Origin of the sequence: Streptomyces sp. NPDC006435 (genome assembly GCF_040612315.1) — a bacterium.
Lineage (GTDB): Bacteria > Actinomycetota > Actinomycetes > Streptomycetales > Streptomycetaceae > Streptomyces.
The window spans coordinates 18,382-37,846 of sequence record NZ_JBEXPY010000002.1; the positions used below are offsets into that span (position 1 = coordinate 18,382).

Here is a 19,465-nt window from a genome sequence, read left to right on the forward strand (position 1 = left end):
CGGGCCTCTCAGTCGTAGGCGGGATCGCAGGCTTCGGTGTTCGCGGGGTTGCAGTCGCCCGAGTCGTGGGGCGGGCAGGCGTTGTGGGCGGGCACCGGGATGCTCGCTGCCAGAGATGCCCACTCCTTCCCTCCGAACAACTCGGCAAGGCGGGTTTCCCGCACGTTGCCCGCCGGGAAGTTCCGCGAGAGCACACAGCCGGCGAGATCTCCGTCCGGCAGGACGGCAGCCCGTCCGCGCGTGCACCTCCCGCACATCTCGTCGAGGGACGGCCCCTGCCCCGGCAGCATGGCACGCCCGACCGCACGGGCCCGGTCGACGACGATGCGCTCCACCCCCATGGATTCCAGCTCGGCACGGGCTTCGGCGACGCGCTGTTCCGGCAGCACCTCCACGATCCCGGCCCGCACGACGATCCCCCGGACGACCGCCTCCCGGATGTTGGTCCGGGTCCGGACATAGCTTCCGGCCCGGCCCGTGATCCGGTCGTGTTCCTCGGGGTCGTCGCTGTAGTAGCTCGTCGCGAGCGTCACCCCGTCGCGGGCGAACAGTTCCCACCACGCGGGCTTCACTACGTACAGGTTGCTGTAGACCTCCACTCCCATGCCGAGCGAGAGCGCCAGTTCGGCGAACTCCCGCCAGTGCGGGTGGACGGTCGGCTCACCGCCGATGAGCTGAACGGTACGGATGCCGAGCGCGGCGGCGTCCACGATGACCGCCCGCCAGTCGGCCGAGGTCATCGCACCATGAGCCGCCTGCGGACCGGACTCGGACAGACAGTGCGTACAAGCCAGTTGACACTTTCCCGTGATCTCCAGTTCCAGGGACCGGACACCGGCGAACGGTTCGCGGACCGGGGAATCGATGAACGTCGTCATGCTGTGTTCCTCCCGTACGGCTACAGGTTGGGGCATGCGGAGAGGGTGTAGGTGCAGTCGGCATCGGGGACGACAACGAGCAGCGGGTTGCCGTTCTTGAGGTGCGCGTGGGCGGCGCGCTGGCCGTTCCGGTCCTGGTACCAGGCGCGCAGCTCGGCGGAGTGGTCGGGGCCGGGGGCTCCCGGGAGGCGCATGGAGGGCTGGACCCAGGCGGAGTGTTCGGGGTCGGGGTCGAGCCGTTCCACGATCCACAACGCCTGCCCGCCGAGCCAGCGCAGGGCGAGGACGGGCGATATGGTCCGGAAGGCGCCGAGCACGTACCGGGCCGTGCGCCCGATGCCGTACACGGGCCCTTCGGCCACCGCCTCGCACAGGTAACTCCCAGGCTGCTGCGGTTCGTTGACGTCGGCGCTCATGCGGGGCCGTCCATCCACATCACCCACGGCCGCTCGACCGTCTCGGCGAAACCGGTGTGGTCGGGATTGGCCCGCCAGTGCCCGAACGCCCACTCCTGCGCCCGGCCCGGATCGGTGAACGCCGCGGAGCACGCACCGCACTCGTCGTCGAAATCGTCCAGCGCGATACACCGGAACCGGTGCGTGACCGGCGGCGCATCCGGCTCGGTATCGGGCCGCAGCACCCACTTCACGAACCGGAACCTGCGCACGCTCACAGAATCCGCCCCGCACTACGGGCATTGCACCGGGCAATCTCGGCCCGCAATCGCTCCATGGGCTCCGGAACCCGCACGTTCGCCGGCTCCGCCTCCCACTCCGTACCACCACAGACCGGCCGTAACGACCAGTACGGACCGGACACCCCACGGAACTCACCCACCCGGTTCCGGTGGCCGGTATCCACCAACAGCGTTCCCAGGGACGGCACTTGTGGGGGTTCCTGACGACTCGTGACAGCACTTTCTCCGGACACTACCGACTCCTCTCCGTAACGGTTCCGCTACCAAGGGGGATCAGCGTGGCCTACAGTTGGGGAGTCTTCAACCTGCGCCGCTTGAGCGGAGAGATGGGGCTTCTGGATGGTGAATCGCAAGGAGCTGGACCCCGAAAAGTCGCCCGGCGCCCGATTCGGGCAGCGTCTGCGCCAGTTACGCGACGAACGCGGCTGGACCCAGGACGAACTGGCGGCCCGCATGGGATGCTCCGGAACGCATATTTCTGCTGTGGAAACTGGTCGACGCCCACCAACTCCTCGCTTTGCTGCAAGTGCTGACAGGGCATTGGGAACGGGTGATCGGCTCGAACGCCAAGGGCGGGCCGTCTGGAACACCGCGATACTCGAAGGGTTTCCGGAGTTCGTGGCGCACGAGGTGCGTGCAGCAGAGATCAGGCTCTTCGAACTCGGGATCATCCCCGGCCTGCTCCAGACACCGGAGTACGCCGCAGCCATCACCACAGGCGCCGTGCGACGCGGAGCAATCACGGAGCAACAAGCAGAAGAGCGGCTGTCGCTCCTGGCACGGAGGCAGGCGTCATTGCAGCGCATCCCTCGACCGTTGGTGTACGTCGTTCTCGACGAGAGTTGCATTCGGCGCCCCGTAGGCGGACCCAGAGTCATGAAGGAACAACTGGACCAACTTGTTGCGTTCGCCGAGCTGCCCTCGACCCTCGTGCAAGTGGCTCCGTTCGACCTCGGGGAACGTCGGGCGTTCGATCTTCCGGTTCACCTGCTGACACTGCCGGACCGGTCTCAGCTCTCCTATGCCGAGTCAGCACAACAAGGGCGCCTGGAGCGCGATATGAGGTTCGTGCAGCCTTTACTGACGGCCTACCATCAATTGCAGGCCGAAGCGCTGTCTCAGGCGGCATCCGTAGCCATGATCGAACAGGTACGAAAGGGTTCCCCGTGACGACCGAATCCCCCCGCTGGTTCAAGTCCTCCTACAGCAGCAACGGCGGTGCCTGCGTCGAGGTTGCCGCCAACCTCGCCAGCTCGCTCGGCGTGGTTCCCGTCCGTGACTCCAAGAACCTGAACGGCCCGGTGCTGAAGACCTCCGCCGCCTCGTTCGCCACCTTCGTGACAGGCGTCAAGGCCGGAGAGTTCGGCGCCATCTGACCAGCAGGTCCAGCGCACTTGATCCGAGAGTGCTCCGCCATGCAGCGAACTGGCGGGGCACTCTTGTTGTTGCGTACCGGAAGGCTGCCGAGTTCCGGCCGAAGGAGCCGCCGACAGTTTGCCCCGCCGGCCCGGAGGGCACCTGGCACGCGACACGACCCCCGGACTCGAATGGGAGACCTGCGATGACCACGACCGAATCCCCTTGCTGGTTCACGTCCTCCTACAGCGGAAACGGCGGCCAGTGCATCGAGGTCGCCACCAACCTCGTCGCCTCGCGCGGCATCGTCCCCGTACGCGACTCCAAGAACCCGCACGGCCCCGTCCTGAACACCTCCCCCACCGCCTTCGTAACCTTCGTCGCAGGCGTCAGGGCCGGAGAGTTCGGCATCGCCTGACGGCAAACAACGGGCAGCAGCTCGACCGCGGCCTGAACGGCACCAGCGGTCGAGGGCCGGCAACTCGTCGTCGCACAGGCCGGTTCGGCAGCACACGGGCAGCCAGTCGGCCGCAGCCTCCCGGGACACGTTGCAGACGTGCCCGGTCCGGCTCCACCACCGTGAGGATCTCGAACGCGGCGCCGACGGTGCCGAGGGGCCCTCATGCCTTCCACGGCTCTGTCCAGGTTGGCTTCAACGCTGCGATCACACCAGCCACGACCAAGACATCTCCCCGGAGTTCAGTGCTCAGGTGCAAGAGCCACCAGAAAACGTGGTGAGCCGATAACCGCCCCAGTTATGCTGCCCTGTCTTGTCAGGCCAGAGAGGATCGGCACCATGAGCGGTACCCCGCCACCCTTTCCCGAGCGGATCGAGCTCGTAGGGGAAGGTCTCGTACTGCGCAACTGGACGGAGGCAGACCTGGCCGCGATGCCGGATTTGTTCGACCATCCCGACATCGCGTACTGGACGCCGATAGTCTCCCCCTTCGACGACGCGGCCGCTCGCACACGGCTGGACCGGGATCGGCAGATGCGGGCGGAGGGCACGGCCATCCTGCTCGCCATCACAGTTGACGGCCGCGCGCCGCTCGGCGAGGTGACGCTGCGGCGCGCCCCCAAGGGTGCAGAGGTCGGCTACGCGGTCGGCCCGGCGCACCGCGGCCAGGGGCTGGCTGCGCGGGCGGTGCGGGTGATGACTGCGTATGCCTTCGAACATCTGGGCGTGGGACAAGTGGTCCTGGAGCTGGAGGCCGAGAACGCCGCAAGCGTCGCCGTGGCCACCAAGGTGGGTTTCAGACTCCTCGACGTGCCACTGATCCAGGGGGAGGAGAAGGGGCGGCCCTGTGCCCTGCAGACATGGGGCCTTGAGCAGGAGCCCTGGCCCCCACCTCGGCAAACAACGGGCAGCAGCTCGACCGCGGCCTGAACGGCATCAGCGGTCGAGGGCGGGCAACTCCTCGTCGCACAGGCCGGTTCGGCAGCACACGGGCAGCCAGTCGGCCGCAGCCTCCCGGACCCGTTGCAGGCGTGCCCGGTCCGGCTCCACCACCGTGAGGATCTCGAACGCGGCGCCGACGGTCCCGGGGAACCGGTTCGCCATCACCTCTCCGTAGAGCAGCCAGAGGCCCTGCCGGGCGAGGCCCCGGCACAGTTCCGGAAGGTCGAGGCCCCGCCGGGCGGACTCCCCGTCCGTACCCTCGCCCGCCACCAGACACTGCAACAAGTCGAGGAACCGCTCCCGAACCGTTGGTGCGGCATCGTCCGCGAGGGCGGCCAGGGCGACGGACGCCGCCGCGGGGGCCGGTTCCCAGAGGACCGCCGCGGACCAGACGTGCTCTTCGAGGCCGAAGTGGTCCAGTCCCTGCCCGGGCTGCCCGTCGGCGAGCCGCAGCAGGTCCCGGGCCAGGTGTTCCGCCGAGCCGCCGCATCCGCACAGCATGCCGTCCCAGTCGTGCCGGGCGATCTCCACCTCGACGAGTCGCATGGCTTCCGTACCTCAGCTCAGACGGTCGTGTCGGTCGATGACGCAACGGCGGGCGGGACGGGGGTGGCATGGTGGTAGTACATCCGCCACGTCCCGGCCGCACCCTGCTTGCGCCAGAGCGAACTGCGCCGCGCCCGCTCGCCGTCCAGCATGGTCTCGTAGGTGAGGTGCACCAGCCCGGGTGCCAGCAGGACACCGGTGAAATTCGAGGGTTCGTAGTGCGGACCGCTCTCCGTCGCACTGTCCATCTCGGGCAGCGCGGCGAGCATCTCGTCGTACGTCCACCACCGTCCCGAAGCACCGACCTCCGTGAAGTCCGGGTCCAGCAGCTGTCGGGCGAGCTCGCGTGACATGCGCACGTTGGGGTCCATGAGGCGCAGTTCGCCCGCGATCGCTTCGCGTACCTCGTCCGTTTCTCGGCTCATGCGGACATCCTCACCCGGGTGACCGGGCCCGCCGCAACCGGGTTACCACGCACGGAGCGCGGTCGGCCTCCGGGCCTGGTCCGAAGGCGTTCGTTCCACGGATCGACGCGCTGCGACCATGGATGTGTGACAAGCCACAACGAGCCGGTCGACTGGCAGGCACTGGCCGACAGCATCGGCGCCGATCCGCAGTCCGGCAGCGATCGCACCGCCCGTCGGGCCATCGCCTTTCTGCTGGGTGACGAGGCGATGCGCGGGGCGGTGGACTGGTACGTCGAGGGCCTCCCGGCCTCCGAACACGCGCGTTCGGTCCTGCGGCTGCTGCAGCCCGACGCCGCCCGGTCCCGGTGCCTGGAGATCTACCGCACTGACCCGGATCCGGAACGTCGGCACCTCGCCGTCGAGCTGCTGCGTGTCGTCGCCACGTCCGATGACCTCCCGCTGGTCGGCGAGTTCCTCGCCGACGCCGATCCGGCCGTCCAGATCTGGGGCATCGGCGTACTCGACCAGCTGTTGTTCCGCGGCCACATCGACGCCGACGACGCGGAGCCCTTTCTGCAGGCCGCGGAACACCATCCGAACCCGCAGGTCCGTGAGAAGCACGCGTACCTGCGGGCTCACCTGGAATCCTCCGCGCATCGCGGTTGAACGCCGGTGCGGCCCCGTCGGGTTCTCCTGACGGCCGACGGTGTGCCGGACGAATCCCGGGTCGGCTCCTCCTAGCCGAGGCGGGCCATCTCCTCCTCCGAGAGCCGCAGCGCGTCGGCCGCCACGTTCTGGGCGAGGTGGTCCGGGTTGCCGGTGCCCGGGATCGCGAGGACGTGCGGGCCCTGGTGCAGGGTCCAGGCCAGCCGTATCTGTGCGGGGGTCGCGCCGTGTGCGCGGGCGACGGAGCGCACCTCCTCGTCGGCGTCGGGGGCCGGGCCCGCCTCGCGGCCGGGACCGGCGATCGCGAAGAACGGGACGAAGGCGATGCCGAGTTCGCCGCAGCGTCGCAGGAGCTCCCGGTCCTCGCTCGCCGCGCCGATCCCGTACGGGTTCTGCACGCAGACGACCGGGGCGATGGCCAGGGCCTCGGTCAGCTGCCCGGACGTGACGTTGGAGATGCCGAGGTGGCGGATCAGTCCGGCGTCGCGCAGCTCGGCCAGCGCCCCGAAGTGCTCGGCGATCGACCCGTTCCGCCGGCTCGGCGGCACGCGCAGGTTGACCACGTCCAGGTGGTCGCGGCCGAGCTGGCGGAGGTTCTCCTCGACCTGGCCGCGCAGCTGTTCCGGGTCGGCCCACCACCACGCGCCCGAGGGGTCGCGGGCCGGCCAGACCTTGGTGGTGATGACCAGGTCGTCCGGGTACGGCGCCAGCGCCCGGTTGATCAGTTCGTTGGCGGAGCGCGTCGCGGAGAAGTAGAACGCGGCGGTGTCGATGTGGTTCACACCGAGTTCGACCGCCCGCCGGAGCACGCCGATCGACTGCTCGCGGTCACGCGGCACGCCGCCACCGAAGGGCTCGGTACCGGTCAGGCGCATCGCGCCGAACCCGATGCGGTTGACGGTCAGGTCACCGAGTTTCCAAGTCCCGGGTTCTGCCGGGGTGTTCGTCCTTGCGTTCATGGCATGGCTCTTCTCTTGCGGGTCGGGAAACGAGGAACCGGCGGGTGGGTGCGGTGGGTTCGGGCCGCTCAGGCGGGCGCCTCACGACGGGCTCCACCCGGGCGCCTCACGACAGGCCCCCCACCGGTGCCGGAGACAGGGCCCCGGGGCATGAAAAAAGCCTCCCCGGCGGATCGGAATCCGCGCCGAGAAGGCTCATCTGCTGGTCGGCACTTTAGCAGGCGGTCGGACGCGGGGGCCGCGGAGAGGAGGTTTCCCGGTGGCGCAACAGCGGGATCCCCGGCAGCGGGGTCCTCGGCAGCGGTTGAGGAACCCGTACGCCCGCCCCTCCGTCACCGGGGCGGGGCGTACGGGTCACGGGTCCGGTCCGGTTACCGGCAGCACCCTCCGGCCTCGGGCGCGGGCGCGGGCGCGGGTTCGGCGGTCGCGGGCCTGGCCGCCCGGACGACGGCCGAGTGCGTGCCGTCGGCCGTGGCGGGGGCTGCGGGCAGGGCGGCGCGGGGCCGCGACCGGTCCCCTGCTCCGGTCGCGGCCCCGCGCGCGGGTGTGCCCAGGTCGGTCACGAGCCGCAGCAGCCGCCCGCCGGGTCCTGCTCGGCAGCCGCCCCGGCCGCGGTGGGGGCGGCGAGCTGGACGAGCTGCGGCGCGGGTGCGCAGCAGCCACCGCTGTCGGCCTGCTGGGTGTCGGGGGCGTCGAAGAGGCCGGCGCCGCCGCAGACTCCGGTCTCGGGCAGGGTGAGTTCCACCCGGTCGGCGGACTCCAGGTCGCCGGCGATGGCGGCGGCGACGGAGCGGACCTGCTCGTAGCCGGTCATGGCGAGGAAGGTCGGGGCGCGGCCGTAGGACTTCATGCCGACCAGGTACACCCCGGGCTCGGGGTGGGAGAGTTCGCGGTGGCCGTGCGGGTAGACGGTGCCGCAGGAGTGCTGGTTGGGGTCGATCAGCGGAGCCAGCTCGACGGGTGCCTGGAGGCGCTCGTCGAGGCCCAGGCGCAGCTCGCCGAGGAAGGACAGGTCGGGGCGGAAGCCGGTCAGCACGATCACCTGGTCGACCGGGTCCAGGCGGCGCCCGTCCTCGCCGACCAGGACCGGGCGGCCGTCGGCATCGGGCTCGATCGCCTCGGTGCGGAAGCCGGTGACCGCCTCCGCGTGACCGGCGTCGACGGCGGCCTTCGCCGCCAGGCCGAGCGCGCCGCGGGCGGGGAGCTGGTCGGCTTCGCCGCCGCCGAAGGTGGCGCCGGAGATGCCCCGGCGCAAGACCCACACGCCCTTCGTTCCCGTGCCGTCGTCGGACTCGGCAAGGTCGGCGAGTTGGGCGAGAGCGGTGAAGGCGGAGGCGCCGGAACCGATGACGGCGGTGCGCCTGCCCGCGTACCGGGCACGCACGGCCGGGTCCTTCAGGTCCGGAACGCGATAGGCGATCCGACCCGCGGCAGCCTTCTCGCCGAGCGCGGGCAGTCCGCTGCCACCGGCCGGGCCCGGCGTGGCCCAGGTGCCGGAGGCGTCGATGACCGCACGGGCGAAGAGGCGCTCCTCGCGGCCGTCGGCGTGGGTGACGTGCACGACGAAGGGCTGCCGCTCGCGGTCGGCGTCCACGATCCGGTCCCGGCCGGCCCGGGAGACACCGGTGACGGTGGCGCCGGTGCGGACGCGGTCGCCGAGGGCGTCGGCGAGCGGCTGGAGGTAGAGGTCGGCCCAGTCGCCGCCGGAGGGGTAGGCGGCCGGGTCGGGGCGTGTCCAGCCGGTGGGGGCCAGGAGCTTCTCGGCCGCGGGGTCGACGACTTCGCCCCAGGTGGAGAACAGGCGCACGTGCGACCACTCGCGCACCGCGGCCCCGGCCGTCCGGCCGGCCTCCAGGACCAGGGGCTCGACGCCCCGGTCGAGCAGGTGGGCGGCGGCGGCCAGGCCGATGGGCCCGGCCCCGATCACGACGACGGGCAGCTCGGTGGCAGTGGGCGCGTGCACGGCGACTCCTCGCTTGTTTCGACATTCATCGATGACTTGCACGACTCAGCATGACACTCGATATCGATGAGCGTCAACATAGACATTCATCGAAATCGAGGGTTCACCGACGGGCTCACCGAAGGCGGCCGGGGCACACCCCCGCGCACCGACGACGGATCCCCGCGCTGGTTCGACATGTGTCAACATAGACACATGTCGAATGCGAAGGTGCTGCCGCTGCTCGAACCCGCCGACGGCCGGAGCGTGGCGCCGTGCTGCCCGCCGCTGACCGAACGCCCGATGACCGCACCGGAGGCCGAGACGGCCGCGCGGATGTTCAAGGCGCTGGGCGACCCGGTCCGGCTGCGCCTGTTCTCCGCCGTGGCCTCGCACGAGGGCGGCGAGGCGTGCGTGTGCGACATCTCCGACGTCGGCGTCTCCCAGCCCACCGTCTCCCACCACCTGAAGAAGCTGAAGGAGGCCGGGCTGCTCACCTCCGAGCGGCGCGGCACCTGGGTGTACTACCGCGTCGAGCCCTCGGTGCTCGCCGCGATGGGCAAGTTGCTGGCTCCGCCGGCCGCGGCCTGACGATCGGACGAACGGAGGGGGAGCGTTGAGCGGAGCATCGAGCGCGGTGGTCGTGCCGCTGACGGCGGAGTACGCCGAGCAGGTGCTGGCCATCTACCGGGCGGGCATCGACGAGGGCGACGCCACCTTCGAGACCGACCCTCCGACCTGGGAGGCTTTCGACGCCGCGAAGCCGCCCGAGCACCGCTTCGCCGCCCTCGACGAGTCGGGGACCGTGCTGGGCTGGGTGGCGGCGAGCCGGGTCTCCGACCGGTGCGCGTACGCGGGTGTGGTCGAGCACTCCGTCTACGTCCATCCCGCCGCCCGCGGCCGGGGCATCGCCTCCGCCCTGCTCAAGGCCCTGGTCGACTCCACCGAACGGGCCGGGATCTGGACCATCCAGTCGGGGATCTTCCCCGAGAACACCGCCAGCCTCGCCGTTCATCGGCGCGCCGGCTTCCGGGTCATCGGCACCCGCGAACGGATCGGACGCCACCGCGGCGTCTGGCGTGACGTGGTCCTCGTCGAGCGCCGCAGCCCCGTCATCACCTGACCGTCAACCCCGCCCGGCGGCCACGCCCGTCACCACCTGACCGCCGGTCCCGTCCGGCGGCCCCGCCCGGCGCCGGATCGGCGTCCGGGATCACGGAGTCCAGGCCCTGGCGGCGCAGGTGGTGGCCGGCGGCGGGACCGGCCCGGCCGCCGCCGACCACCACCACATCGGTGCGCCGGGTCAGGGGGCCGTCGTCACCGCGTCGGCGGCGAACTTCCTTCGCCAGGCGAGCGCGACGTAGACCAGGCCGATCAGCACCGGGACCTCGATGAGCGGGCCGACCACACCGGACAGGGCCTGGCCGGAGGTGACGCCGAAGGTGGCGATGGCGACCGCGATGGCCAGCTCGAAGTTGTTGCCCGCCGCGGTGAAGGCGAGGGTCGCGGTGCGGTCGTAGGCCAGGCCCAGCCCCTTGCCGAGCAGGAAGGTGCCGAAGAACATCACCGCGAAGTACACCAGCAGCGGCAGCGCGATCCGGACCACGTCCAGGGGCTGCGAGGTGATCGTCTTCCCCTGCAGGGCGAACAGGACGACGATCGTGAAGAGCAGTCCGTACAGAGCCCAGGGACCGATCTTCGGCAGGAACTTCGCCTCGTAGTCGGCGCGGCCCAGCTTCCGCTCGCCGATGCGGCGGGTGAGGAACCCGGCCAGCAGCGGGATGCCGAGGAAGATGACGACGTTGAGGGCGATGTGCCATACGGAGACGTCCAGACCCTGGCCGTCGCCGAGGTTCAGCCACCTGGGCAGCAGGTCGAGGTAGAACCAGCCGAGCAGGCCGAACGCGAGTACCTGGAACACGGAGTTGAGGGCGACGAGGACGGCGGCGGCCTCGCGGTCGCCGCACGCGAGGTCGTTCCAGATGATGACCATGGCGATGCAGCGGGCGAGCCCGACGACGATCAGGCCGGTGCGGTACTCGGGCAGGTCCGGCAGGAAGATCCACGCGAGGGCGAACATGACGGCCGGGCCGACGATCCAATTGACGACCAGCGAGGAGACCATCAGCCTGCGGTCGCCGGTGACGGTGTCGAGCCGGTCGTAGCGGACCTTGGCCAGTACCGGGTACATCATCACCAGCAGGCCGAGCGCGATCGGCAGGGAGATCCCGCCGATCTCGATCCTCGCGAGCGCGTCGTTCATCCCCGGGACCAGGCGCCCCAGCCCCAGGCCGACGGCCATGGCCAGCAGGATCCACACCGCGAGGTAGCGGTCGAGGGTGGAGAGCTTCCGGACGATCGAGTCGTCCCCGGCAGCCGTGGCAGTGGTGGCGGGTTCGGCGGAGGTCACGGGCAGGCCCTCTTGTTCTCGGCGGCGGCGCGGGCCAGGGCGGCGAGTTCGGCGAACTGCGCGGACAGACCGGCCAGGACCTCGGGCCTGAGTCTGTAGTACGTGAACCGGCCGCACGGCTCGGTCTCCACGATCCCGGCCTCGCGCAGCACCTTCATATGGTTGGACAGGTTGGTCTGCTTGGCTCCGGTCTCCTCGACCAGATGCGTCGTGCAGAGCGTCTCGCGCGCCAGCAGAGTCACGATCTTCAGGCGGAGCGGATCGCCCAGCACCCGGATCACATCAGCATCGACTGAAGTCAGCATGCACTGATACTGTCACATCACCGTCCACTGATACCAGTGGGGACTGAAGTCACCGGCGGCCTCCGCCACGCGACGAAAGAGAACGATCACCATGGCCGAGTCCTCCGACAAGCCGTCCGTCCTGTTCGTCTGCGTCCACAACGCCGGCCGTTCCCAGATGGCCGCGGCCTGGCTCGCCCACCTCGCCGGGGACCGGATCGAGGTCCGCTCGGCCGGTTCCGCCCCTGCCGATTCGGTCAATCCGGCCGCCGTCGCCGCGATGGCCGAGGTCGGCATCGACATCTCCGCCGAGGTCCCCGAGGTCCTTACCGTCGACACCGTCCGGTCCTCCGACGTCGTCATCACGATGGGCTGCGGGGACGCCTGCCCCGTCTTCCCCGGCAAGCGCTACCTCGACTGGAAACTCGACGACCCGGCGGGCCTGGGCATCGACGCCGTCCGCCCGATCCGGGACGAAATCAGGTCCCTGGTGGAGGAGTTGATCGCCGAGGTCGCGCCCGCCTGAGCGGATCCGGTCCCGGCAGACCCGATCCCGGCGGACCCGATCCCGGCGGGGGGCGCGTCCACCGTTACGGGTCAGGCGGTCGTCGCCGGGACGGCGGGAGCGAAACGGGCGTCGGCCCGGACGGGGCGCAGCGTGATCCTCGTGACCTTCCGGTCGGCCGTGGCGATGTCGATCGTCGCGAAGGGGTGTCCGCCCGGGGCGATGAGGTGCACCGGCCGGCCGTCGACGACCATGCGGCACGCCGCTTCGATGCGGTGGCGGAACCGTACGGTCTCGGCGGCGATGGCGTCCGCGCCGGTGACGACGGTACGGCCGCCGAGCGGCAGGAGTGCCGCGTCGGCGTCGCGGACGCTGTCGGGCGCGAGCAGCCGGAGCATGGTGCGGGTGTCGCCGGTTCGCGCCGCCGTCAGGAACGCCTCGACGATCTCCTGGTCCGGTCGATCGGTCGGAATCGGTGCACCGGCCCGTTCCGGGCCGTCGGTCCGGGCCGGGCTCTCCTGCGGGAGGGCGAGGCGTCGGCGGGCCCTGCTGGCGTGCTTCTTGGCTCCGGGCACCGTCACTCCGAGCACGGGCGCGATGCGGTCGAACGGCACGGCGAACAGGTCGTGCAGGACGTAGGCGATCCGCTGGGGCGGGGTCAGCCGGTTCAGCAGGACCATGAGGGCGCGGGAGACGTCCTCCTTGCGGAGCATCTCCTCGTCCACGGCCAGCTGTTCGGCGGGGATGGCGTCCGCGAGGAGCGGGGCCTCCTTGCGGCGGTGCCGGGCGCGCAGCTCGTCCAGGCAGATCCTGGCGGTGACGGTCGTCAGCCAGGCCGCCGGGTTCTCGATCTCCGGCCCGGACCGGGCGGTGGCGGCCCGCACCCAGGCCGCCTGGACCGCGTCCTCGGCGTCATGGGCCGATCCGAGCATGCGGTGGGCGACCGACAGCAGACGGGGGCGCGCGGTCTCGAACTTTTCGGAAGTGATCGGCACGGGTGTCACCTTTCCGGGTCGGCGGACGTCAGGACGGACGGTTCGATCCGTTCCCGTTCCCGTTCCCGCCCGCATCCGAGGAGATGACAACGCCATGAGCCTACAGAGAGCGCGGTTCCGCGCCGACGGCGCGCCGGTTCCGCCCGGAACGTCCACGACCATGGAGGTGCACGCATCATGAACCCGGTACTGATCGTCGCCACGGTGGTGTGCGTCGTCGCGAACGCGTCCATCGCCGTCGCGGACTACGCGAGGGCCCCCTTCGTCCTGGCGAACTCCGCACAGGTCCGGGTCCCACCGGCCACGTTGCCGTATCTGGCGAGCCTGAAACTCGCGGGGGCCGTCGGGCTCGCCATCGGGCTGCTCGGCGCGTCCTGGCTGGGCCTGGCGGCCGGGGCCGGGCTGACCGCGTTCTTCGTCGGCGCGATCCTGGCCCATGTCCGCGCCCACGCCTTCGGCGGCCTCGCGTTCCCGGTCGCCTACCTGCTGCTCGCGGTCGCCGCCACCGCTTGTTTCGTGTGAGACCCGCCGTGGCAGGGCCGCCGCATCGCCCTCGAAACAGCGATGCCCGAACGGTGCTGCCCTAACTGCGCTGAGTGGCGAACTGCTCCAAGTGCCCGCAGTGGGGGCACCGGTAGACATCGATCTGCCAACGCGGTCGCCCCATCAGCTTGGCATTGCCCAGCAGGCCCTTCTCAAGAGCGCCCGCGACCCACTGCGTGAACCCGCGGGAGCCCTGTCCGAGGTCCCCGACGAAGCCCGGTTCCAGCCCCACCGCACCGCATTGGGTGCACCGTATGTTGTTCACCATGCTGTCCATCGGGGGAGTTTAGACGGCGGTCGCGGGCGCGGCAGCCCCTTTCGGCCCCGGCTCTCCCGCCTTGGACCCGGCTTCCTCACCGCCCCGTCAGCCAGGTCGCGATCCCGTCCACCACGGCCGGTTCGACGTGTCCCGGCCGTGCGTACTCGGCCGGGGTGGGGCGGCCGCTGCCGGGGAGGAAGAGGTGGTTGGCGTCCGGGTGGATCCGGATCGCCACGTCGGTCCGGTGTTCCAGCGCGGCCCGCCAGCGCGTCAGGTCGTCGGCGACGGTCACCTGGTAGTCCCGCCCGCCCTGCAGGATCAGCATCGGGCAGGACAGCTCGGCTGCCGCGGCCACCGGGTCGTAGGCGCGCAGATCGAGCCAGTAGGCGGCGGAGAGGCCCAGGGGCAGCAGCTCCGGCGGGGTGTCGGGGGCGAGGTCGGGACCCGCCACCACCGCGGCCTGCCGGGCGAGCGCGGCCACCATCTCGTCCGAACTCCCCTCCGGAGCAAGGGCCGTGAGGTAGCGGGCCACCCGGACGGCCGCCTCGTGCATCGGCTGCGCGTCCGCGGCGAGCAGCACCAGGCCCGCGATGGACGGGTCGGCAGCGGCAATCCGGGGCGCCGCCTTGCCGCCCATACTGTGGCCGAGCAGATGGATCCGGTCCGGGTCCACCCCGGGCTGCCGCAGCAGGAGCCGGACGGCGGCGAGCGCGGAGGGCAGGTACTCGTCCGCCATGGTGAAGTCCGGTGCCAGGCCGCCCGGGTGAGCAAACGTCACCTTGTCGAAGCGCAGCACGGCCACCTGCTGGGAGGCGAGCCCCCAGGCCAGGTCCTTCAACGGCTTGTTCGGGCCGCTGCTCCCGTCCCGGTCGAACGGGCCGCCACCACCGAGCAGCACCACGGCGGGCCACGGTCCGGGGTCCACCGGCAGACTGAGCGTCCCGGGCACGGCCAGAGGACCCGTCCCGAGCAGGACGTCCCGCTCGGTGAACCGGTCCGTATCCGCGTAGTGCGGCGGCTGCCACTCGGCACCCCCGTACGGGTCGAGCCGCAGCCCCTGCAACAGACCGTCGCCACCCACCGACGCGACCACTCCGAAGCCGCCCTCGGCACAGATGACTGGGATGCGCACACGTACCGGATCGGCTTCGGCGTCCTCGATCGCCGGCTCCCCGACCGACTCGGCCCCGCCTCGCCCGGCGGCCTCGGCCGTCCATGCGAGCCGCAGCGCCGGGGCGGAGACCGCGGCCCGCAGCGGGGGCGCGAAGAGTTCCACGATCCCGTCGAAACGCTCCGTCCGAAGCAGCGCGGCCAGGCCGCGCGCCGCCTCCAGTGCCCCACCCTCATCCATTCTCATAGTTGCGAACGGTAGCAGTTGTGAGAAAGTTCGGTCATGGATTCCCTGACTCTGCTCGCACACCCCATCCGGCTCCGGATCGTGCACGCGCTGGGCGGCGGGCGTTCGCTGACCACCGCCCAGCTCTCCGCCCGCATCCCCGAGGCGTCCAAGGCCACCGTCTACCGGCACATCGACCTGCTGATGGACGGCGGAATCCTCGAAGTGGCCGAGAAGAGCAGGGTGCGCGGCGCGGTGCAGCGGCACTACCGGGTGCGGCGGGACCGGGCCGTGATCGGCGCGGAAGCGGTCCGCGCGCTCGGCCCCGAGGACCACCGACGGGCGTTCGCCACCGCCATGACCGCCCTGCTGGCCGAGTTCGACGCCTACCTCGACCGCGAGGGCAGCGACCCGGTGGCCGACCTGGTGGGGTACCGGCAGCACGCGCTCTGGCTCAGCCCCGGCGAACTGGAGGAGCTGATCGGCGAACTGCGCGCGGCCATCGTCCCGAAGCTGGCCAACCGCCCGAGCGCCGAGCGGGCGCAGTACCTGCTCAGCCCGATCCACTTCCCGCTGGAGTCCCGGCAGTCGGAGTCCGAGCCGCCGACGACAACGACCGGAGCCGGGAACGACGGGCACGAGACGGATTCCTGACGCCCGGCACCCGACCGGCCGGACGGCACCGGCACCGGCACCGGGCGAGGGGCCACGGGCCGGGCGTCAGGCGTCGGCGTACTGCGCCGCGTACTCCTCACTGGCCGGGACGACCGTGATGACGTCGATCAGCACGCCGTCGGGGGCGGCGACGATGAAGTGGCGCTGGCCGAACTCCTCCGTGCGCAGCGACAGCACCTCGGGGAGGCCGGCCGCCGTCACGAGCCGCCGGTGCTCGGCGTCCACGTCGTCCACCTCGAAGTTCAGCAGCAGGCCGCCCCGGAGCGCGCCCCGGTGGCTCTCGGGGTAGGTCGGGTGGGTGTGGTCCAGCAGGGCCAGCTCGTACTGCGGGGCGTCGGGGCGGCGCAGGCTCACGTACCAGTCCGCCTCGAAGGTCACCTCGAACCCGAGGTGGCGGGTGTAGAAGTCGCGGGAAGCGGCCACGTCACGGGTGGCGAGCACCGGGTAGAAGCCGCCGAGCACGACCGCGGGGCCGTTAGTCGCGGTGGGGCCGTTCGTAGCGGTGGGGCCGTTCGTAGCGCCGGAGTTGCTCGTCACGGTGAGGTCGTTCGTCATGGCAGGGTCCTTCCGTCAATTTCACATACCCCGGGTATGTGAATCGTGGTGTTAGCGTACCCCGGGTATGTGAATGGAGAGGGAGGTCCGCACACGATGGCGGTCAACCGGGCGGAACAGCGGGCGGCCACGCGGCGGGCGCTGCTGGACGAGGGGCGGCGCCGGTTCGCCGCCGACGGCTACCACCACGTGGTGCTGGCCGAGGTGGCGCGGGCCGCCGGGGTCACCAAGGGGGCCGCCTACCACCACTTCGACAGCAAGGCGGGGCTCTTCCGGGCCGTCGTCGCCGAGGTCCAGCAGGAGCTGGGCGAGCGGGTGGCCGCCGCGGCCGATCGGCACGAGGACCTCTGGGAGCAGCTCCGGGCCGGCTGCCGGGCCTTCCTCGCCGCGGGGACCGATCCGGCCGTGCGACAGATCCTGCTGGTCGACGCGCCGACCGTACTGGGCTGGGACGAGTGGCGGGCCATGGACGAGGAGTCCTCGGCCCGGCACCTCGCGGAGGCCCTGACGACGCTCGCCGGGGCCGGGATCATCGCCGATCAGCCGGTGGAGCCCCTGGCCCGGCTGCTCTCGGGGGCGATGAACGAGGCCGCGCTCTGGATCGCGCGGGGCGGGGATCCGCAGGCCGCGGAGCAGGCGCTCGACCGGCTCCTGGCGGGGCTGCGGGCCCCGGCCTGACCTCTCGGCGCAGCCGCCGGAGGTCCGGGGGCCGGGGCGTGGGCGTGGGCGGGGGCGCAGGGCCGGGGGCCGGGGGGCCGGGGCCTCCCCCGACCCCGGCCGGTTCCGGTCACCGCCCGGCGGGCCCTTCCGTCACTTGCGCCAGAACAGGTGGTGCGTCACGCCGCTCGGACTGGGCACGACGTCCAGGTGAAACCGGTCGAGCAGCTCGTCGGGAGACTCCCAGAGCCGCGAACCGGCCCCGAGCTTCACCGGCGAGACCGCCACGTGCAGGGTGTCGACGAGATCGGCTTCGAGGAACTGCCGGATGGTGGCGGCCCCGCCGCCCAGGCGGACGTCCTTGCCCTGCGCCGCCTCCCGCGCCTTTTCGAGCACCGCTGCCGGTTCGTCGTCGATGAAGTGGAACGTGGTGTCGGAGAGCGTGAACGAGGGCCGCAGGTGGTGCGTCATCACGAACACCGGGGTGCGGAACGGCGGTTCGTCGCCCCACCAGCCGAGCCAGTCGTGGTCCTGCCAGGGCCCGCGCTGGGGGCTGAACTTGTTGCGGCCCATGATCTCGGCGCCGATGTTGTTCGTGAAGTCCCGCGTGAGGTAGTCGTCGAGGCCGCGGCTCCCGCCGGGGTCGGTGCGGTTGGGCCAGCTCGCCGTGGCCCCGGCCCAGCTGAACATGGTCCCCGGATCGGCGTGCCCGAACGGCCTCTCCAGGCTCTGACCCTCACCGGCGCCGAACCCGTCGCTCGAAACGTTGAAGTTCTGGACCCTCAGCAACTGTTCCACGTGTTTCTCCTGTGTTCGTCGGCAGTGATTGGGACCGTTCGGGCCGGGAGAACTCATCGGGGTCGCGGCCACGTTTCAGGCCCACACCACTTTGACCATGGCCCGGCCCGCCGAAGCCGCCCGTCCGTAGAGTCGGCGAAGATCCTCGTGATACCGCAGGAACTCCTGCCCGGCCTGCGCTTCTTCACCGAGACGACCGCAGGCACCCGCACCGGCGACGCTCCACAGCTCGTCGAAGGAGACCCCCGCGAGGAAGTCCGCGGCCCGCGCCACCCCGGGCGGCTCCAGAAGCATCATGGGCGGGTCGGAGGGGTCGGCACCGGCTCCGTGCGCCACGGGGCGGCCCCCGTATACCGGCAGCTCCCAGGCCCTGCCCACACCCGCTTCCATGCCCATGCCCGTTCCCGTGTCCGTGTCCGTGTCGAGGGCATCGGCCGCGGCGTAGAGGTCGTTCACGAAGCCGAAGACCTTCTCGATCGAGCCGGCGACGCCCTCCGCGTACTCGGCGGGGTGGTTCTGCCACGCCTCGGACATGAACGCCGCGAGCCAGGTGTGGTCGTCCCGGATCTCCGACTTCGCAACGGCGCGAAAGTGCAGGTGGATACTCATCGCGACGAGTCCCCCGGTTCGGCGGCCCCCTGGTCGGGCCGGGCGGACAGACCCTATTCGACGGCACTGACAATCGGAGCTCCGTCACCCGGCCGGCGGTGCGGCGATCCGCTTCTCGAACCAGTGGTGGGCGTACGGCTCGTCGTTGAAGGCCGCGACCTCCTGGAAGCCGAAGGACCGGTACAGGCCGATCGCGGCACCGAGCGCCCTGTTGGTGTCCAGCCGCAACACGTCGCAGCCGTGCCGGGCGGCCCGTTCCTCCAGTTCGGCCAGGAACCGGCGGCCGAGACCGAGCCTGCGGGCCCGGGGTGCGACCCACATGCGCTTGATCTCCGCCGGCCCCCCGGGCGGCAGCTTCACCCCGGCGCAGCCGACGGGCTCGCCGTGCAGCCGTGCGACCAGGAACAGGCCGCGCTCCGGCCGGAGTTCGCCCGCGTCGGGCAGCAGGCTGCGCGCGGGGTCGAAACCGGTCTCGAAGAGCCCGCTCACCTCGTCGAAGTAGGAAGTGAGGCAGTACCGGGCGTCGGGGTGGTCGGGGTCGACGACGTCCAGGGCGACCGTCGCGGCGGTCAGCAGCCGGTCTACCTCGGCCATCGCCGCGACCAGCCGGTCGCGTTGCGCGGAGTTGAGCGGTTCGAGGAGGGAGCCGGCCAGTTCGTTGCTGCGGTCGTCGATCAGGGACCGCTCCTCCCGCCCCCTCCCCGTGAGCCGTACCGTGCGCACGCGCCCGTCCCGGGGGTGCGGCCCCACCGTCACCAGGCCGTCGGCCTCCAGGGAACGCAGCAGCCGGCTGACGTAACCGGAGTCGAGCCCGAGACGCTCGCGCAGACGCCGCACGTCCAGGCCCTGTTCGCCGATCTCCCAGAGCAGCCGGGCCTCGCCGACCGGCCGGTCGCGGCCCAGGTAGTGGTCGTGGAGCACGCCCACGCGTTCGGCGACGGTGCGGTTGAACCGCCTTACCAGATCGATCCGTTCATCCATTCTCTGAC

28 protein-coding genes and 1 pseudogene are annotated in these 19,465 nt (G+C 71.2%); 11 read left to right on the forward strand and 18 right to left on the reverse strand.

All coding sequences use genetic code 11. The features are described 5' to 3' along the window. Positions 1 to 8: 8 nt before the first annotated feature. From ABZZ04_RS02185 to ABZZ04_RS02200, 4 genes are read right to left on the reverse strand one after another with little or no spacing between them, the layout of a single operon-like run. Positions 9 to 878: a radical SAM protein gene (locus ABZZ04_RS02185; RefSeq protein ID WP_356930276.1), complete on the reverse strand. Its 870-nt coding sequence runs from the start codon at positions 876 to 878 to the stop codon at positions 9 to 11. Between the two features lie 20 nt (positions 879 to 898). Beyond that, the gene (locus ABZZ04_RS02190) at positions 899 to 1,294 is read right to left on the reverse strand and encodes a hypothetical protein (RefSeq protein ID WP_356930277.1); all 396 of its coding nucleotides are present in this window, start codon (positions 1,292 to 1,294) and stop codon (positions 899 to 901) included. Beyond that, entirely contained in the window at positions 1,291 to 1,545 is a 255-nt protein-coding gene (locus tag ABZZ04_RS02195; RefSeq protein ID WP_356930278.1) for a hypothetical protein, read from the reverse strand. The genes ABZZ04_RS02190 and ABZZ04_RS02195 overlap by 4 nt, the downstream gene beginning before the upstream one ends. A gap of 2 nt (positions 1,546 to 1,547) precedes the next feature. Further along, on the reverse strand, positions 1,548 to 1,808 hold the full coding sequence (locus tag ABZZ04_RS02200) for a hypothetical protein (protein ID WP_356930279.1): 261 nt from the start codon (positions 1,806 to 1,808) through the stop codon (positions 1,548 to 1,550). Positions 1,809 to 1,914: 106 nt separating this feature from the next. Here ABZZ04_RS02200 and ABZZ04_RS02205 point away from each other — a divergent pair, with 106 nt between their 5' ends. The 4 genes from ABZZ04_RS02205 (at position 1,915) to ABZZ04_RS02220 (ending at position 4,318) form a co-directional block, all read left to right on the forward strand. Further along, on the forward strand, positions 1,915 to 2,745 hold the full coding sequence (locus tag ABZZ04_RS02205) for a helix-turn-helix transcriptional regulator (RefSeq protein ID WP_356930280.1): 831 nt from the start codon (positions 1,915 to 1,917) through the stop codon (positions 2,743 to 2,745). Further along, on the forward strand, positions 2,742 to 2,951 hold the full coding sequence (locus tag ABZZ04_RS02210) for a DUF397 domain-containing protein (RefSeq protein WP_356930281.1): 210 nt from the start codon (positions 2,742 to 2,744) through the stop codon (positions 2,949 to 2,951). Before ABZZ04_RS02205 ends, ABZZ04_RS02210 begins: the two co-directional genes overlap by 4 nt. Before the next feature lie 185 nt (positions 2,952 to 3,136). Next, positions 3,137 to 3,349, forward strand: coding sequence for a DUF397 domain-containing protein (locus ABZZ04_RS02215; RefSeq protein ID WP_356930282.1), 213 nt, complete (start codon positions 3,137 to 3,139; stop codon positions 3,347 to 3,349). Positions 3,350 to 3,727: 378 nt separating this feature from the next. Next, positions 3,728 to 4,318 (forward strand): GNAT family N-acetyltransferase, encoded by a 591-nt coding sequence (locus ABZZ04_RS02220; RefSeq protein ID WP_356930283.1) that lies wholly within the window; start codon positions 3,728 to 3,730, stop codon positions 4,316 to 4,318. A gap of 6 nt (positions 4,319 to 4,324) precedes the next feature. Here the strand turns inward: ABZZ04_RS02220 and ABZZ04_RS02225 are convergent, their stop codons facing one another. Together ABZZ04_RS02225 and ABZZ04_RS02230 are read right to left on the reverse strand one after the other, a co-directional pair. Beyond that, positions 4,325 to 4,876, reverse strand: a complete 552-nt coding sequence (locus ABZZ04_RS02225; protein WP_356930284.1) for a hypothetical protein — start codon at positions 4,874 to 4,876, stop codon at positions 4,325 to 4,327. A gap of 17 nt (positions 4,877 to 4,893) precedes the next feature. After that, positions 4,894 to 5,301: a nuclear transport factor 2 family protein gene (locus ABZZ04_RS02230; RefSeq protein ID WP_356930285.1), complete on the reverse strand. Its 408-nt coding sequence runs from the start codon at positions 5,299 to 5,301 to the stop codon at positions 4,894 to 4,896. A 126-nt stretch (positions 5,302 to 5,427) separates the two neighbouring features. Here ABZZ04_RS02230 and ABZZ04_RS02235 point away from each other — a divergent pair, with 126 nt between their 5' ends. Next, complete coding sequence (locus ABZZ04_RS02235) at positions 5,428 to 5,949, forward strand: HEAT repeat domain-containing protein (protein WP_356930286.1); 522 nt, start codon at positions 5,428 to 5,430, stop codon at positions 5,947 to 5,949. Positions 5,950 to 6,020: 71 nt separating this feature from the next. Here ABZZ04_RS02235 and ABZZ04_RS02240 read toward each other — a convergent pair whose 3' ends face one another. After that, positions 6,021 to 6,908 (reverse strand): oxidoreductase, encoded by an 888-nt coding sequence (locus tag ABZZ04_RS02240; RefSeq protein WP_356930287.1) that lies wholly within the window; start codon positions 6,906 to 6,908, stop codon positions 6,021 to 6,023. 559 nt (positions 6,909 to 7,467) lie between these two features. After that, the gene (locus tag ABZZ04_RS02245) at positions 7,468 to 8,871 is read right to left on the reverse strand and encodes an NAD(P)-binding domain-containing protein (RefSeq protein WP_356930288.1); all 1,404 of its coding nucleotides are present in this window, start codon (positions 8,869 to 8,871) and stop codon (positions 7,468 to 7,470) included. A 195-nt stretch (positions 8,872 to 9,066) separates the two neighbouring features. On the opposite strand from ABZZ04_RS02245, the gene ABZZ04_RS02250 reads away from it, so the two are divergent. Together ABZZ04_RS02250 and ABZZ04_RS02255 are read left to right on the forward strand one after the other, a co-directional pair. After that, positions 9,067 to 9,441 (forward strand): metalloregulator ArsR/SmtB family transcription factor, encoded by a 375-nt coding sequence (locus ABZZ04_RS02250; RefSeq protein WP_356930289.1) that lies wholly within the window; start codon positions 9,067 to 9,069, stop codon positions 9,439 to 9,441. A 25-nt stretch (positions 9,442 to 9,466) separates the two neighbouring features. Beyond that, positions 9,467 to 9,973, forward strand: coding sequence for an N-acetyltransferase family protein (locus ABZZ04_RS02255; protein WP_356930290.1), 507 nt, complete (start codon positions 9,467 to 9,469; stop codon positions 9,971 to 9,973). A 58-nt stretch (positions 9,974 to 10,031) separates the two neighbouring features. On the opposite strand, the pseudogene ABZZ04_RS02260 reads toward ABZZ04_RS02255, so the two are convergent. The 3 genes and pseudogenes from ABZZ04_RS02260 to ABZZ04_RS02270 form a co-directional block, all read right to left on the reverse strand. Then, positions 10,032 to 10,157 (reverse strand): annotated as a pseudogene (locus tag ABZZ04_RS02260) (NAD(P)-binding protein); the annotation flags it as partial. Continuing rightward, positions 10,154 to 11,260, reverse strand: a complete 1,107-nt coding sequence (arsB, locus tag ABZZ04_RS02265; protein ID WP_356930291.1) for an ACR3 family arsenite efflux transporter — start codon at positions 11,258 to 11,260, stop codon at positions 10,154 to 10,156. The pseudogene ABZZ04_RS02260 and the gene arsB, both read right to left, overlap by 4 nt. Beyond that, positions 11,257 to 11,565 (reverse strand): metalloregulator ArsR/SmtB family transcription factor, encoded by a 309-nt coding sequence (locus ABZZ04_RS02270; RefSeq protein ID WP_356930292.1) that lies wholly within the window; start codon positions 11,563 to 11,565, stop codon positions 11,257 to 11,259. Before ABZZ04_RS02270 ends, arsB begins: the two co-directional genes overlap by 4 nt. Positions 11,566 to 11,656: 91 nt before the next feature. On the opposite strand from ABZZ04_RS02270, the gene ABZZ04_RS02275 reads away from it, so the two are divergent. Further along, positions 11,657 to 12,070 (forward strand): arsenate reductase ArsC, encoded by a 414-nt coding sequence (locus ABZZ04_RS02275; protein WP_356930293.1) that lies wholly within the window; start codon positions 11,657 to 11,659, stop codon positions 12,068 to 12,070. Between the two features lie 71 nt (positions 12,071 to 12,141). Here ABZZ04_RS02275 and ABZZ04_RS02280 read toward each other — a convergent pair whose 3' ends face one another. Further along, complete coding sequence (locus ABZZ04_RS02280) at positions 12,142 to 13,044, reverse strand: sigma-70 family RNA polymerase sigma factor (RefSeq protein WP_356930294.1); 903 nt, start codon at positions 13,042 to 13,044, stop codon at positions 12,142 to 12,144. Positions 13,045 to 13,221: 177 nt separating this feature from the next. Between ABZZ04_RS02280 and ABZZ04_RS02285 the strand changes: the two genes are divergently transcribed. Continuing rightward, entirely contained in the window at positions 13,222 to 13,566 is a 345-nt protein-coding gene (locus ABZZ04_RS02285) for a DoxX family protein (RefSeq protein WP_356930295.1), read from the forward strand. A gap of 61 nt (positions 13,567 to 13,627) precedes the next feature. Here the strand turns inward: ABZZ04_RS02285 and ABZZ04_RS02290 are convergent, their stop codons facing one another. Together ABZZ04_RS02290 and ABZZ04_RS02295 are read right to left on the reverse strand one after the other, a co-directional pair. Next, a complete protein-coding gene (locus ABZZ04_RS02290) occupies positions 13,628 to 13,855 on the reverse strand; it encodes a hypothetical protein (RefSeq protein WP_356930296.1) in 228 nt (75 codons plus the stop codon). Between the two features lie 85 nt (positions 13,856 to 13,940). Then, entirely contained in the window at positions 13,941 to 15,203 is a 1,263-nt protein-coding gene (locus ABZZ04_RS02295; protein ID WP_356930297.1) for an alpha/beta fold hydrolase, read from the reverse strand. A gap of 36 nt (positions 15,204 to 15,239) precedes the next feature. On the opposite strand from ABZZ04_RS02295, the gene ABZZ04_RS02300 reads away from it, so the two are divergent. Continuing rightward, on the forward strand, positions 15,240 to 15,836 hold the full coding sequence (locus ABZZ04_RS02300; protein WP_356930298.1) for a helix-turn-helix domain-containing protein: 597 nt from the start codon (positions 15,240 to 15,242) through the stop codon (positions 15,834 to 15,836). Positions 15,837 to 15,902: 66 nt separating this feature from the next. Here ABZZ04_RS02300 and ABZZ04_RS02305 read toward each other — a convergent pair whose 3' ends face one another. Beyond that, entirely contained in the window at positions 15,903 to 16,319 is a 417-nt protein-coding gene (locus ABZZ04_RS02305) for a VOC family protein (RefSeq protein WP_356930644.1), read from the reverse strand. A 189-nt stretch (positions 16,320 to 16,508) separates the two neighbouring features. Between ABZZ04_RS02305 and ABZZ04_RS02310 the strand changes: the two genes are divergently transcribed. After that, complete coding sequence (locus ABZZ04_RS02310; protein ID WP_356930299.1) at positions 16,509 to 17,090, forward strand: TetR/AcrR family transcriptional regulator; 582 nt, start codon at positions 16,509 to 16,511, stop codon at positions 17,088 to 17,090. A gap of 132 nt (positions 17,091 to 17,222) precedes the next feature. On the opposite strand, the gene ABZZ04_RS02315 is transcribed toward ABZZ04_RS02310, so the two are convergent. From ABZZ04_RS02315 to ABZZ04_RS02325, 3 genes are all read right to left on the reverse strand, one after another. Beyond that, on the reverse strand, positions 17,223 to 17,867 hold the full coding sequence (locus tag ABZZ04_RS02315) for a dihydrofolate reductase family protein (protein ID WP_356930300.1): 645 nt from the start codon (positions 17,865 to 17,867) through the stop codon (positions 17,223 to 17,225). A 75-nt stretch (positions 17,868 to 17,942) separates the two neighbouring features. Further along, positions 17,943 to 18,476 carry a DUF1877 family protein gene (locus tag ABZZ04_RS02320; protein ID WP_356930301.1) on the reverse strand — a complete coding sequence of 178 codons (534 nt, stop codon included), beginning with the start codon at positions 18,474 to 18,476 and terminating at the stop codon, positions 17,943 to 17,945. Positions 18,477 to 18,560: 84 nt separating this feature from the next. Next, positions 18,561 to 19,457 (reverse strand): helix-turn-helix domain-containing GNAT family N-acetyltransferase, encoded by an 897-nt coding sequence (locus ABZZ04_RS02325; protein ID WP_356930302.1) that lies wholly within the window; start codon positions 19,455 to 19,457, stop codon positions 18,561 to 18,563. Positions 19,458 to 19,465 lie beyond the last annotated feature (8 nt).

Coding starts and splice junctions, on each gene's coding strand:
- ABZZ04_RS02250 (WP_356930289.1), top strand. CDS start 9,067: ATGTCGAATGCGAAGGTGCTGCCGCTGCTCGAACCCGCCGACGGCCGG.
- ABZZ04_RS02270 (WP_356930292.1), bottom strand. CDS start 11,565: ATGCTGACTTCAGTCGATGCTGATGTGATCCGGGTGCTGGGCGATCCG.
- ABZZ04_RS02275 (WP_356930293.1), top strand. CDS start 11,657: ATGGCCGAGTCCTCCGACAAGCCGTCCGTCCTGTTCGTCTGCGTCCAC.
- ABZZ04_RS02300 (WP_356930298.1), top strand. CDS start 15,240: ATGGATTCCCTGACTCTGCTCGCACACCCCATCCGGCTCCGGATCGTG.
- ABZZ04_RS02230 (WP_356930285.1), bottom strand. CDS start 5,301: ATGAGCCGAGAAACGGACGAGGTACGCGAAGCGATCGCGGGCGAACTG.
- ABZZ04_RS02205 (WP_356930280.1), top strand. CDS start 1,915: ATGGTGAATCGCAAGGAGCTGGACCCCGAAAAGTCGCCCGGCGCCCGA.
- ABZZ04_RS02185 (WP_356930276.1), bottom strand. CDS start 878: ATGACGACGTTCATCGATTCCCCGGTCCGCGAACCGTTCGCCGGTGTC.
- ABZZ04_RS02225 (WP_356930284.1), bottom strand. CDS start 4,876: ATGCGACTCGTCGAGGTGGAGATCGCCCGGCACGACTGGGACGGCATG.
- ABZZ04_RS02320 (WP_356930301.1), bottom strand. CDS start 18,476: ATGAGTATCCACCTGCACTTTCGCGCCGTTGCGAAGTCGGAGATCCGG.
- ABZZ04_RS02190 (WP_356930277.1), bottom strand. CDS start 1,294: ATGAGCGCCGACGTCAACGAACCGCAGCAGCCTGGGAGTTACCTGTGC.
- ABZZ04_RS02215 (WP_356930282.1), top strand. CDS start 3,137: ATGACCACGACCGAATCCCCTTGCTGGTTCACGTCCTCCTACAGCGGA.
- ABZZ04_RS02295 (WP_356930297.1), bottom strand. CDS start 15,203: ATGAGAATGGATGAGGGTGGGGCACTGGAGGCGGCGCGCGGCCTGGCC.
- ABZZ04_RS02220 (WP_356930283.1), top strand. CDS start 3,728: ATGAGCGGTACCCCGCCACCCTTTCCCGAGCGGATCGAGCTCGTAGGG.
- ABZZ04_RS02240 (WP_356930287.1), bottom strand. CDS start 6,908: ATGAACGCAAGGACGAACACCCCGGCAGAACCCGGGACTTGGAAACTC.
- ABZZ04_RS02310 (WP_356930299.1), top strand. CDS start 16,509: ATGGCGGTCAACCGGGCGGAACAGCGGGCGGCCACGCGGCGGGCGCTG.
- ABZZ04_RS02290 (WP_356930296.1), bottom strand. CDS start 13,855: ATGGTGAACAACATACGGTGCACCCAATGCGGTGCGGTGGGGCTGGAA.
- ABZZ04_RS02285 (WP_356930295.1), top strand. CDS start 13,222: ATGAACCCGGTACTGATCGTCGCCACGGTGGTGTGCGTCGTCGCGAAC.
- ABZZ04_RS02325 (WP_356930302.1), bottom strand. CDS start 19,457: ATGGATGAACGGATCGATCTGGTAAGGCGGTTCAACCGCACCGTCGCC.